Below are 13008 nucleotides of genomic sequence, written 5' to 3'. Positions count from 1 at the left end.
ACAAGGAAAATCGCTTGGCACTTTTACCATGGCATAACATAGAAACTGTTTTATTGGATATGGATGGAACCTTACTTGATTTGCATTTCGACAATCAATTTTGGTTAGAGCATATTCCTCAAAAGATGTCCGAGAAGCAGGGTAAAAGTATAGAGCAGTGCAAGCAAGAAATGCGCGACTCTTATGCTAAAGTTCAGGGCCAAATACAGTGGTACTGTCTTGACTATTGGGCTGAGCAGCTTGATTTGGATATTATTGTGGCAAAGCAGGAAATATCGCATTTAATTAGCCTTCGTCCCGATACTTTACCCTTTTTAGATGCGCTCAAAGCAAGTCAGAAAAAAGTGGTATTGGTTACCAACGCGCACCCTGGAAGTTTGTCTTTAAAAGTAGAGAAGACACAATTGGACGAGCATATTGATGAACTTATTTCTACTCATCAGTTTGGGGTAACCAAAGAATCGCAGTTGCTATGGCAGAAGCTGCAGGCCCATCTTAATTTTGACCCGGCAAAAACTCTATTTGTAGATGACAGCCAGGTGATATTAGATGCTGCAAAGGAATATGGGATTGCGTACACCCTAGGTATTACAAACCCTGATAGTAAGCTGCCAGAAAATGAGATCCACGGGCACATGACTACTAATGATTACTTGAGTCTTTTGCACGATATTAATTAACGTAGCGCATTCATCACTGCGAAATAAAGACTACATAAAGAGTCAAAGAGAAACGATTTGAGGAATGAATAATTAACCATGAAAATCATTGTTGCGTCTAAAAACCCAGTAAAAATTGAAGCTGCCAGAAAGAGCTTTGCGACCGCGTTTGCCGATCATGAAATTGAAGTGCTTGCCGTCGATGCTCCATCCTTGGTTAGCGAGCAACCGATGAGCACGCAAGAAACCAGAGATGGTGCAGTTAATCGAGTGAGGTACTGCCAACAGCATCATAGCGCTGACTACTTCGTCAGCTACGAAGGCGGAGTGGATGTTTTGGATGATATTCCTAGTACCTATGCTGTGGTGTGTATTGCAGACGCATCCAGACTGCAAACAGGCAGAACAGCAACGTTGCCACTACCCAATCAAATATATCAAAAACTGAAGTTAGGCGAAGAGCTTGGCCCTGCGATGGACGACATGTTCAACACGGTGAATATCAAGCAAAAGGGGGGCGCCATTGGTCAGTTAACCAATGGCTTAGAAACCCGCAGCAGTATTTATATCAGCGCAACATTATTGACCTTGAGCGCCTTCTTCTATCCCGATCTATTTTAGTAGACCCGGGTTTAGCTCTACCGCTCTGCTAGGGCGTACTTGTCTCGGCCGGAGTTTTTGGCATTATACAGCGCCTCGTCTGCCGCTTGAAATAGTGAGAGGGGTTCTTCTGATACTTTTGGTTTTGCCACTGCAATGCCCACGCTGACAGTCACTCGGTCATGATTAGGTGCGCCTTGATTAGCGATGTTTAATTGGGAAACAGTCTCAATGACTTCTTCTGCTTTGTTAACTGCACCGAGTTCATCACAATCACTTAGGATCAATACGAACTCTTCGCCACCAATTCGTGCAAATAAGTCACCAGGACGGCGGCTTAATGAGTGCAAATGATAAGCGACTTTAATTAAGCAATCGTCACCAACGCCGTGCCCATAAAAGTTATTAAATTGCTTAAAAAAATCAATGTCGATGAGTATCATGGCAATGGGTTGCGCATAACGGATACTGCGCGACCATTCCCTCTGAATGGTTTCATTGTACTGACGTCGATTAGGCACTTGTGTTAATGGATCCAAGTATGCCAAAGACTCCAATAAGTGCGCTTGGCGCGCGAGCTTCAAATGAGTCGAGATGCGAGCATTCATTTCTGGAACGAGAACCGGCTTGGTGATGTAGTCTACGCAACCTAAGTCAAAGCCGCGTACCTTAACGTCGATATCTTCAATTCCACTAGCAAATATTACGGGAATATTTGAGGTTAGTGGGTCACATTTTAATAATCGACAAATTTCAAATCCGCCGAGATCTGGCATAACAACGTCGAGAATAATTAAGTCGGGCTGAGGGAATTGGCGGGCACAACTTATCGCATCGTGAGCAGTCCTAGCGAACTGACAATAATACAGCTTGCTCAAGCCGTGAAGGTAAAATCGAAGCTGATTTGGGTCATCGTCGACCACAAGTAAGCGCGATTTTTTCGCAACATCAAGCTCGCTGATGTGAGGTGTTGTTATTTCTTTTAGCTGCATATTTCGTCAACCACAAATACGTCGCAGGTTTGCGACATGGCTAGTTAAAATAGATTAAAAATCGTACAAATTAAAGGGTGTTTTTATTCAAAAATATTTAACTAACTGAATTTATTGATAAAATAATTAAAGCTACAGGTTTATTTTGCGGAATCCTTCGTTGTCAGCGGCTCCAAAAAAGTTTGCTGCCTGCTGCACTTCTTTGGGCATGGTATCAGAAGGCTTGAAACGACCTTTAATGTTGTACTTTCCAGCAACCGACAGTAGCACTTTTGCATCAAGGTTTAACATGTTGTCAGGCTGTATTTGTATGGCAAATTGTTCGCCTTCACAAACAAGGTTAGCGTCGAAATTACCAAAATCAATAACGCCGCTAGGCCCACTAACAGAGCCATTCAACCAACTCCCTCTTCCCGCTAAGTTGACGCAGGCTTTGTTAAACTCAAATTCTTTAATTTCAACTCTAAAGCGACCATCAGCAGTCACGGGCACTGGGAGCGGTAGCTGCGCCATAACGCTACGAGCAGGTAAAAATAACCTGAATTCTTCAGCGCTTACATTTTGTAAATTAAACAGCGAAGCACTGACATTGCCTTTCACATATGCTTGTTCGCTTCCTCTAATTTTACCGCCGTTAAGGTCCACACTGGCGTTGCCTATTAATAAAGACCAAGGAGATAGCTCCCACTTCAGATTATTAATTACGATACCTTGTGCAATAAGCTTGTCGACCTTACCGGTCCACAGTGTGCCTTCAACCTTACCTATACTTACCGGCAAATTCGGATTATTCGTTTGTATAAATTTAACAATGTGTACTGCAGGCAAATAGGCGACCAGCAGAATCAGATAGGTAAAAATAGCCAGTACGATCCATTTCCAAGGCTTCATCTTTATCATTTAACGCTTTCCTAATTGCAGGCGACGTACCTGTACGTAGCCGGGATTATTTGTTTCAGTAATATCGGACTGAATGGCGACAACGCCTCGGCGCTCCATTACATCGAGCCATGTCACTAAATCAGAAAACAAAACTTCGTCGATACTAATCTGCAGGTTTTCGCCGACGGGCTGCATGCGGGCAACTTGAATGTTGCTGGTACGAGTCGTTTGGTTAACAAGCTGTGTAAGCGAGCCGGTGAAACTAGCTCCAGAGGCTGATTGTCTTAATTTTTCTGCTCTTATAGCTTGTTCGTCAACCCATGAGGCGAACGTAGTTTGATTTTCAAGCAAAACTTGTTGTTGAACAAGCGAGTTGTTCAACGGCGCCCATAATGCGAAGTAGAAAATGCCAATGACGGAAACTGTTGCGGCTAAACTCACCATTTTTTGCTCGCGCTCTGACAGCGCATAAAACCATCCAAAATACTTTTTCATACTGTTACCTTAATAACGCTTTGACCGAGATTCTCCCTCAGCCTTTGATAATGATCGTGCCAACGACTTGTTCGCCTTTATTATTAATCGCGCCTTGGTCTACTTCAAAGCCCAGCGCCTGAACTTCGCGACGAAATTTTTCGAGCGACTCAAAGTTGCTGGCTACCGACTGCATGCGCAATTCTGTGCGTGTTGCGTCGTAACGAATGGACTGTGGTTTAACACCGGTGTTGGCAAAAGACGGACTCATTTGGGTAAGCATGACTAACATTGAAATACCGCCGCCTCCTTGCTCAAGGCGCACCATTTCATTTCTAATCGCGGTTTCTTTATTTCTCGATTTAGGTAAATTTGGGAAACCTTCATTGATACTTGCTTGTAACCTATTTTCAACCACTTGGCGTTGGCTTTTAATTGAATTTAACTCAACTGTTTTGCTGGCTAAGTTAACGCACAAGGCTACGGCGGCGAGCACTGCCGCTAAGCGCCACTTTTCCCACTGTGCATTGGTTTTACGTTTTACGACGAAATCGCCCTGTAGCAAATTAAAATTCGCCTCTAACGCGCCATCAAGCAATAGCTGCATTGGTAACTTGTCGTAATTTGCGGTGAGTGTTGCTGGATCGCTAGGAGATTCCTCACTATCGCCCTTATGTTCTTGCGCAAAAAATGCCTGCAGCTGCTCAGCATGCATTAACTCTGAATAAGCCACGACAGACTGACTGTTTTTGCTGAGTTGTTTTTCAAAAAGTGGAAACGTCCAGCTTTGTTCTCCTTGATAACCATCCCATTCACCTGCTCTAACTATTAGCGGTGATTGGTCGTGATTGCCTAAACTCAATAAGCTTAGAGTGTCAGGTAAATAAGGCAGTGCAAGTGTATCGGGAACTATGAGGTCGCAATGTAAGTCGGATTGTTTCAGTATTTCTTGCCAAAACGTTAGTTTTTCGCGTGAAACGATCGCCACTTGCTGTAAGTCGCCGCTGCGTTTGCCGAAAGCGAAAAATGACTTGCTGATGTCTGAGGCAACTTCGTCTTCAAGCATAAAAGGAATTGCATTCAGCACTTTTCGGTTTGCTCTTAATGGCAACTGAACAGTTTTTAGGACAACATCACAACCAGGTACGATACCGATAACTTCGGCATTCGGTGCGCGTTCTCTAAGTTGTCTTAAACCCTCTACGTCGGGCAGTTCACCAGAGGCAATGATTTCCTTTTCAGTGTCAGACCACACTAGCCAATGAACTGGATCGTGCGGAGTTGAGCCCAAGCGTATCGCTAGTTTTTCCATCAGTTAGTGCCTCCAAATTCTCTACTTAACACGCTCACACCCTCTCCCTCGCTATCGAGTTTAAAAATACTTGTCATTTTAAACGATGAGTTATTGTAGCGGGTTTTAGTGTATAGCATGAAATAATTTGTTTTTATAACGAACCACGCTTTTTGTTCCGCGCTTAAGTTCAATGCAACAATTTCCGGCTCGGAAAAGAACTCTTCAGTATCTCCATATCCATCGAGTGGACGTGAGGCGATGATGCGCTGTGTGTTTTCAACTGTCAGATTCAACATTGCGGCGAGCACGTGTGCATTCTCTTCCTTAACCGTATTGATATTCACCTGCAGGGCATTAAATGCGATATCGGGCACCACACAAACATGCGGCAGTAATTCGCGTAGATAACTCAGTTCAATGCCGTTTATTAAACGCAGTTCCGATTTATTCGTCATCGGTGCATTTGCTGCAACGTATGGGAATCGCAATGACTCATAGTCTGCGTCTTCAGCCCCGTAGCCTGTAATATTGCCGTCTTTGTCGAGCCAGTCGACAAGCGAGTCGCGTACGGTTTCGGCGGTAAAAGAGTCAACGTTTTCGCTGCTCAAACGCATCAGATTAGAAAACGCGAGCGCCGGGGTTGTTGGTGCTTTATTGGGGTCCTGCGTGGGCGGATTCTCAAGAGGTGGGAGCGTCAATGAATTTAGATTGAAACAAGACTGTAAGTCAGTCAATTCGGCTTGAATGCCGCCACTATCGATTGGGTATTCAAATACCTGCGCCCAAGGTTGACCTAGATTCATATTGTCTGGTGACAAGGTTTTGAGTTCGTTTAGCGATTTTTTGGCAAACTGTTCAGCGCCCATGGCGTACCAAAATGCTTGATTGTTGTCTTTAATATTGACCGTTCTTGCAACATTCAGCTGCAGTCGAGCCATCATTTCTGTAGCAAGAATGCTAACAATAGCCACAATCAGTAATATCACTAGCAGGGCGATACCTCTCTGAGATTTGGCGTGTGGCTTTTTTAAAAGAAGCCGCTTGTTTGTTGGTTTATTTGGCCTCATCGACGCACCTTAAATTCGCGTCGAATTTCGCCGTAAGCTTCTGATTCTATTATGATGGCAACGGCGATAGGCAGCTCTTCAACCGATTCCGCTTGCTTCCATTCAAATTTTTTACTGTCGAATTTCTCTAAAAATTCAAAGCTAATTGATTCAACGCCTTCTAACAAGACTCGTGCTTTGGGCTCAACGCCAATGGCGTTATCGACATAGGTTGAAAACAAGCGTTCAAGTTTTTTGTCCTGTGTTCTATACGCAACAGACTGCATAGTGCTTCTGCGCAGTGTTAACTGCGGGTTATGCCAACCGGAGCGCACAAAGCCGATGCTGCCGCTGTCGCTTTCAAAAGAAAAGTTCCCAGCAAAAACTAAGGTGTCAGATACTTCGCCCTCGACCCGCGTTTTACGCGGCACCATTTGCAGAAAATCGCGTTCAATAATGAGCATTGCGCGCTGCATGTCCTGTAGTGCTTTCATTCGTTCATCAGACAGCTCATTTTGGGTCGTTACTGCACTGAGCATGGTTACTGAACCAACCGCAATTAATGCAAAAATAGCCATAGCGACAAGAATTTCAACGAGCGTAAAGCCCGACTGATTGCGAGCTATTTTGCGGAAAATAAGTTTACCCATTCGACTTTGCTACATAGGTAGTCACTGAGGTTATCGAGCCTATATATTCGGGATCGTTGCCTACAGTAATGATAATCGCTTTGAGGTCTTCGTCGGCAGTGGCCTGTACTTCTTGTTGCCAATACCAAGTTCGGTCGAGCATTTCGACGCTGCCGCGCTCTTTGTTTTTCGGAGGCCAAGTTTTTTCAGACAGTAACGACGCTCGCATCAGTTGGTTATTCGCAACCCAAGTGGCGAAGGTAATTTCTTCAAGCTTGCCGACAGAGTTGATGTGCTCAGAGGTGGTTTTAATAATGGCTGCGCCAGCCACTGCGAATATAAACATCGCGACCATAACTTCGAGTAAGGTGAAGCCACCTTGCTGTCGGTTAAATGTTGCGTTTATTACTTTCGTCATAGCTCCCGGTCCTCGGGCGCAATGCGTTCAATAGGCGTTACTTCTTTAGCGCGCAATGCGAAGGTAATTGGCTCATCATTGCTAAAGGGGTCTTCAAACGTCATGCTTAATTCAAAAGGGGTAATGTCTCCGCTAGACAGTAAAAAGATTTGCGGTGGGGGCGGAGGAATATCCTCTTCTTTACCTATTTCAACCCCTTCATCGCTAATGCTTAACTGTTCGTCGAATACACCACGGTCAAACAGCTGCTCTTCCTGCTGCCAGGGTAAGTCTTCGAGTTCAAGTTGCAGCGTCATATATTCGGGTAATTCATAGCTAGCGAAAAGCTTCTGGTCACCTAGCTCAACCCATTTGTCTTCATCGTCGAGCACCACATAGGTATAGGTGTTTTTCTCTTCATCAATACGAATACCCAACTGTGCTTGATTTAGCACCGCATAGTCGCTGGCCATATCAAAAACTACTTGAAATCGCTTGGCTTGCTCGTTGACTTTGTCGTAGTGATTGGTGCCAAGGGCTGTGTACGAAACAACAGATATCATAAGACCCATGAGCGCTAGCACTAGCATGATCTCGATGAGTGTAAAACCTGCTTGTTGCTTGCGCACTCTAGCCCTCGCTTTTATTAGGTTTATTGTAGGTATTCGTTGATATTCCAAGTGCCAATATCATCGTCTGTCCCTTCTTCCATATCTGGTCCGAAAGAATAAATATCGATACTGTCAATTTCGCCAGGACTTAGAAGTTGGTATGGATTTCCCCACGGGTCAAGCGGTAAACGTTTAATAAACCCTTCGTTTGGATAGTTGCGCGGAATAGGGTCTATAGTAGGCATCGTTACCAGTGCTTCTAAACCTTGCTCTGTGGTCGGGAAACGATTGGTGCGTAGTTTGTACATTTCCAATTGTCCTTCGAGGGTTTGGATATCAACCGCCGCTTTTTTAATTTGCGCAGTACCTTGGTTTTCGAAAATTTGCGGCGCGACGAAAGCGGCCATCATGCCGATAATAAAAAGTACGACCATGATTTCAATTAAGCTGAAGCCGAACTGCTTTGCTTTGCTATTAGCCATTGCGTGTTTGCGTTTGCTGAGCGCAAAAGCCTGTGTCTGATTGCTCATAAAAATTACCTCCTAGACTAAACTGTTTAATGCCAATATCGGCATTAATATTGCCAATACTATAAATAGGACAACACCCGCCATACTGACAATCAGCACGGGTTCAAATATTTTCAGAGAAATGCTTACTGTTGACTCAAATTCTCTGTCTTGGTTGTCAGCAGCTCGCGCTAACATCTGTTGTAACTCACCAGAGCGCTCACCGGATGCAATCATATGCATCATCATTGGTGGGAACATTTTGGTTTTTTCCAATGCATTTCGAAGGCTTGACCCTTCTTTTACTTTTGACGCTGCTTCTTTGACCGCTTCTTTAAGGTGAAGGTTCTCTAAAACATTCCCTGCAATGCGCATTGACTCTAATAAAGGTACCGCGCTGGCGGTTAAAATGCTCAAAGTCCGAGCGAATCGTGCGGTGTTTGTGCTTCTTGTTAATCGGCCAACAAAGGGCATGCGCAGTAATTTTTTGTGGTATTTCATGCGCATACGAGGAATCGCTAATAATCGTGCTATTAAGAATATTATTACTGCAAGTGCGATAGCCGCATACACACCGTAATTTTGCACACCGTCACTAATTGCAATTAATATATTTGTAATGGTGGGTAAATCTTGGCCCATTTGATCAAATTGGCCAACAATGGTCGGTACGACTTTCACCAAAAGCATAATGACTACACCAACCGCCACTACCATCATGATTAACGGATATACCAATGCTTGGATAATTTGATTACGTGTGCGTTCTCTGTTTTCGGTGTAGTCAGCGAGTCGGTTTAGCACGGTATCTAAATGACCTGATTTTTCGCCAGCAGCTACCATGGCACGAAATAGGTTGTCGAACACATAGGGAAATTCAGACAAAGCGTCGGCAAAACCATGGCCTTCGACTACCTTACTGCGAACCGCCATCATCATGTTTTTATGGCGTGGTTTTTCGCATTGTTCGGCAACGGCAAGCAATGCTTCTTCAATAGGTAGAGCTGACTCAATTAGAGTGGCCATCTGGCGTGTTAAGAGAGCAAGCTCACCGGCAGAAATCTTGGCTTTAAAGAGCGAGAACGAGGCTTGTGTTTTTTTCTCTTGTTCAGCCACTTGCTCAAGTTCAAGCGGAATTAAACCTTGTTCACGAATTTGTTGGCGAATTTGCCGCGCGTTATCGCCTTCAAGTACGCCACTTTTGGATTTTCCATTGGCATCCATGGCCTTGTATGCAAAGGCTGCCATATTATTCTTCTCTGGTAACTCGTAGAACTTCTTCTAAAGAGGTAACGCCGAGCAACACTTTGTCACACCCGTCTTGACGAATAGAAGGCGTGTTTTTGCGCATATATTTTTCTATCACTTGCTCTCCCTTTCCTTCGTGCATCATTTCGCGAATATGTTCATCCACAATTAGCTGCTCATGAATACCGGTGCGTCCGCGGTAACCAGTGTGGTTACATGCAGTGCAGCCAACGGGACGATAAATGACCACTTGTTCGCCTTCAGCAACGCTTAATGTTTCGCGTTCTGCACTATTTGGTTCGTGTGGCTTTTTGCACTCTTTACACAGCTTACGTACCAGACGTTGTGAAAGCACCGAGAGCAAGCTGCTTGATAGCAAGAAGGGTTCAATGCCCATGTCCTCTAAACGCGTAATTGCGCCCGCGGCTGTATTGGTATGCAGGGTCGATAATACCAAGTGGCCAGTTAAACTGGCCTGAACTGCAATTTGTGCTGTTTCAATATCTCGAATTTCACCCACCATCACGACATCCGGATCCTGACGTAATATAGCCCGTAATCCTCTCGCGAAGGTCATATCGACGCGCGGGTTTACTTGTGTTTGTCCAATACCCTCTAAGTCAAATTCGATAGGATCTTCAACGGTCAGAATATTACGGTCTTTGGAATTTATTTCGCTCAAACCTGCATACAGTGTCGTACTTTTCCCCGAGCCCGTCGGGCCGGTAACCAGCATGATGCCATGTGGCTTGCGAATTAAGCTTGAAAAGTGGTTTCTGTTGTCCAGCGTCATGCCTAAATCTTTCAAATCAAGGCGGGCGTTATTTTTGTCGAGCAAACGCAATACAACACGCTCTCCGTGGCTCGATGGCATGGTGGATACACGCACGTCAACCGCTCGGCCTGCGATACGCAAGCTAATGCGGCCATCCTGCGGCACGCGTTTCTCAGCAATATCCATTTTGGACATGACCTTAATACGCGAGACTAACATGGATGACATTTTGCGATTTGGGCGCAGTATTTCACGCAACACGCCGTCAACGCGGAAGCGCACAACAAGCTGGTTTTCAAAGGTTTCAATGTGAATATCTGAGGCACCCTCTTTAATCGCTTCACCCAACATGGCATTAATTAAGCGAATAATAGGTGCGTCGCCTTCACTTTCGAGCAAGTCTTCGGTATCGGGTAGGTCTTCGGCTAATGACAGCAGGTCGCTTTCGTTACCTAAGTCTTCCATCAACTGCTTCGCTGCGCTTGAATCACGCTGGAAGCTGCTGGTGAGCAGTTCTTCAAAGCGGTTTTCAGCTATTTCTTCAAGTACAAAGGTTTGGTCTAAAAAGCGTCTCACTTCCGCAAATACGGAAAAGTCGGTGCTTGGCGTGTGATAAACCTTTACCGGTTCGTGCGCCGACTCAACCAATACTTTATGACGCTTGGCAAAGCTAAAAGGAAGCTGTAAGGCAGCTAAGGGCTCGGCTTCCTCAGGCACACCATCGGTGACCTCGTCGGTAACGAGCGCTTCGGTTTCTTCTAAACTAAGATCAGTCGCTGCTTTGTCAATAGCTTCAGTCATCGCTAATCGTTACCTTCTTTCGCTTTCTTCTCTTTGTCGAGCAAGTATTCATCAAACGAAGGTGGTAATACCATGGCATCATTCCATTCCGGCAACGAAGGCCCTTCTTTAAACGGCATTAATGGGATCCCTTCAGACTGACGCTTCAACTGTTGCGCTCGAATGTAGTTGTATTTACGTAAGCTGATTTTGTTTGAGGTAATGCCATCACGGATGATTGTAGGACGGATAAATACCATCAAATTACGCTTGCGCTTGCTTGTTGTTGTCGATTTAAACAAATGACCAACAAATGGGATATCGCCTAACAGCGGTACCTTAGATACACTTTCTTGCACGTCTTCATCAATCAAGCCACCTAATACGATTGTGCCGCCGTCATCCACAATGACCGTAGTTTTAATTTCGCGTTTATTGATGGAAATATCCACCGAGGTTGCGCCTGATACACTCGATACTTCTTGTTCAATTTGCAGTTGTATCGCGTCGCCTTCGTTGATTTGTGGTGTGACTTTGAGTTTGATACCTACGTCTTGTCGTTCAACCTGCTGGAACGGGTTGCCGTTGTTCGAGCCAGTTGTAGAGCCAGTAATAATCGGCACTTCTTGACCGACGATAAAGAAGGCTTCTTCGTTATCCATGGTGGTTAAGTGCGGAGTTGCTAATATGTTTGAGTTAGTGTCGGTGCTGACCGCTTGCACAACTGCGCCCCAGCCGTTTCTAATGACACCAGCAATGAGACCATTAGCGCCGCCGAGCAGGGCAGCGAGTGGGGTTAGGTTGCCTTCACTCGTCGTTGTGGTAGGTACAACGTCGCCATTAGGGCCTATTGCTGTTCCGGTAATAACGGTATCTTCAGCTTCACGCAACGCAACACCCAATGAACCAACACCAATGACACCATTCGTAAATTGCGTTCCGCCGCCTTCTTCAGAAACCCACTGCACACCTAAAGTCGTGCCGTCGCCTTCGAACACTTCCACGATAATCGCTTCAACCTGCACTTGCGCGCGACGCACATCAAGCTGACGAATAACGTCTTCAAGCGAGCGCATCATGTCGGGTTCAGCGGTGATCACCAAGGAGTTAGAGTCTTCGTGCGAATCGATACTGATGTCGCGGTTACTATTTCCACCACGGCGCTGTGTAGTCGCGCCGCCTTGACTTTCAGCCTGAATGCCAGCGCTGACGCCCTGCAGCACTTTGACTAGATCTTCTGCTTTCGCGTAGTTTAGGTTAATGACTCGCGTGTTGCCGTTAGTTTCTAGCTCTTGGTCCATGCGCGTAACAAGGTTAATTAAGCGCTGACGTGCTTTCACATCGCCGCTCACTATGATGCTGTTAGTGCGATCATCTGCCACTACGCGCGGTTCTGATTTACCGGCACCGGCCGTGCCTTGGTTTTTGTTGATGCTTTCGATAATTCGCACCATTTCCGTTGCCGAAGCGTGCTTGAGTTTAATAACCTCAACTTCTTCATCGCCGGCGCGGTCAACGCTTTCTATGATTTTGACCAGACGATTTACCACCGCTGCGCGGCCGGTCAACATCATAACGTTTGAAGGGTCGTGACTCACTACGTTACCGCCGCCCGCTTGGTCATTCAATTGACGAAGAATTGGAGCAAGCTCGCGCACTGGAACATTATAGACTGGAAGCACACGCGTAATCATTTCATCGCCGTTAAGCATATCGCCGTCGACAACAGGGATATTTGACGTTTTCGCATCTTTCGAACGGACTATTTTTAGAATGCCGCTGGGCATCTCAACAACAGCAAAGTCATACACTTGCAGCACGTTCAGGAAGAATTGATAATATTGTTCTTCGGTTAATAAGTCGTAGCTACGAACAGTAATTTTACCGCGTACGTTGGGATCCACGATAATAGTTCGTTTTAGATTTTTACCGACGATATTGATGAATTCGGTTATTTCGGTATTTTTAAAGTTGGGGCTATATTCTGTAGCGTATGCTCCCGCTGTGGCAAATAAGCCTGCGGCGATACTTGCCGCAATAACAGATGTCTTTAAAAATTGACGAAAGCTTGTGATTCTTTGGCTGTCCAGCCTCATAGTACGACCCTTTTAT

Annotated in this window: 14 protein-coding genes; 2 read left to right on the top strand and 12 right to left on the bottom strand. The window is 45.3% G+C overall.

All coding sequences use genetic code 11. The annotated features are described in order from the left end of the window. Positions 1-14: 14 nt before the first annotated feature. Entirely contained in the window at positions 15-680 is a 666-nt protein-coding gene (gene yrfG, locus GNIT_RS16480) for a GMP/IMP nucleotidase (RefSeq protein WP_014110445.1), read from the top strand. A 78-nt stretch (positions 681-758) separates the two neighbouring features. Further along, a complete protein-coding gene (yjjX, locus tag GNIT_RS16475; protein ID WP_014110444.1) occupies positions 759-1280 on the top strand; it encodes an inosine/xanthosine triphosphatase in 522 nt (173 codons plus the stop codon). Between the two features lie 17 nt (positions 1281-1297). On the opposite strand, the gene GNIT_RS16470 is transcribed toward yjjX, so the two are convergent. The 12 genes from GNIT_RS16470 to gspD form a co-directional block, all read right to left on the bottom strand. Next, on the bottom strand, positions 1298-2251 hold the full coding sequence (locus GNIT_RS16470) for a GGDEF domain-containing response regulator (protein ID WP_014110443.1): 954 nt from the start codon (positions 2249-2251) through the stop codon (positions 1298-1300). 132 nt (positions 2252-2383) lie between these two features. Further along, the gene (locus tag GNIT_RS16465; RefSeq protein ID WP_014110442.1) at positions 2384-3151 is read right to left on the bottom strand and encodes a type II secretion system protein N; all 768 of its coding nucleotides are present in this window, start codon (positions 3149-3151) and stop codon (positions 2384-2386) included. Further along, positions 3152-3628, bottom strand: a complete 477-nt coding sequence (gene gspM, locus GNIT_RS16460) for a type II secretion system protein GspM (protein ID WP_014110441.1) — start codon at positions 3626-3628, stop codon at positions 3152-3154. 37 nt (positions 3629-3665) lie between these two features. Beyond that, positions 3666-4919, bottom strand: a complete 1254-nt coding sequence (gspL, locus tag GNIT_RS16455) for a type II secretion system protein GspL (RefSeq protein WP_014110440.1) — start codon at positions 4917-4919, stop codon at positions 3666-3668. Continuing rightward, positions 4919-5968: a type II secretion system minor pseudopilin GspK gene (gene gspK, locus GNIT_RS16450; protein WP_014110439.1), complete on the bottom strand. Its 1050-nt coding sequence runs from the start codon at positions 5966-5968 to the stop codon at positions 4919-4921. Before gspK ends, gspL begins: the two co-directional genes overlap by 1 nt. After that, positions 5965-6597: a type II secretion system minor pseudopilin GspJ gene (gene gspJ, locus GNIT_RS16445; protein WP_014110438.1), complete on the bottom strand. Its 633-nt coding sequence runs from the start codon at positions 6595-6597 to the stop codon at positions 5965-5967. Before gspJ ends, gspK begins: the two co-directional genes overlap by 4 nt. Next, positions 6590-6994, bottom strand: coding sequence for a type II secretion system minor pseudopilin GspI (gene gspI, locus GNIT_RS16440; protein ID WP_014110437.1), 405 nt, complete (start codon positions 6992-6994; stop codon positions 6590-6592). Before gspI ends, gspJ begins: the two co-directional genes overlap by 8 nt. Further along, positions 6991-7602 (bottom strand): type II secretion system minor pseudopilin GspH, encoded by a 612-nt coding sequence (gene gspH / locus GNIT_RS16435; RefSeq protein WP_014110436.1) that lies wholly within the window; start codon positions 7600-7602, stop codon positions 6991-6993. Before gspH ends, gspI begins: the two co-directional genes overlap by 4 nt. Before the next feature lie 23 nt (positions 7603-7625). Then, positions 7626-8066 (bottom strand): type II secretion system major pseudopilin GspG, encoded by a 441-nt coding sequence (gspG, locus tag GNIT_RS16430; RefSeq protein ID WP_041246981.1) that lies wholly within the window; start codon positions 8064-8066, stop codon positions 7626-7628. A gap of 60 nt (positions 8067-8126) precedes the next feature. Beyond that, entirely contained in the window at positions 8127-9341 is a 1215-nt protein-coding gene (gene gspF / locus GNIT_RS16425; protein ID WP_014110434.1) for a type II secretion system inner membrane protein GspF, read from the bottom strand. Position 9342: 1 nt separating this feature from the next. Then, a complete protein-coding gene (gspE, locus tag GNIT_RS16420) occupies positions 9343-10917 on the bottom strand; it encodes a type II secretion system ATPase GspE (protein ID WP_014110433.1) in 1575 nt (524 codons plus the stop codon). Positions 10918-10919: 2 nt separating this feature from the next. Then, positions 10920-12992, bottom strand: coding sequence for a type II secretion system secretin GspD (gene gspD / locus GNIT_RS16415; protein ID WP_014110432.1), 2073 nt, complete (start codon positions 12990-12992; stop codon positions 10920-10922). Between the last annotated feature and the right edge of the window lie 16 nt (positions 12993-13008).

Source organism: Glaciecola nitratireducens FR1064 (genome assembly GCF_000226565.1).
Lineage (GTDB): Bacteria > Pseudomonadota > Gammaproteobacteria > Enterobacterales > Alteromonadaceae > Glaciecola > Glaciecola nitratireducens.
This window is presented reverse-complemented; position numbering and strand designations above follow the sequence as displayed.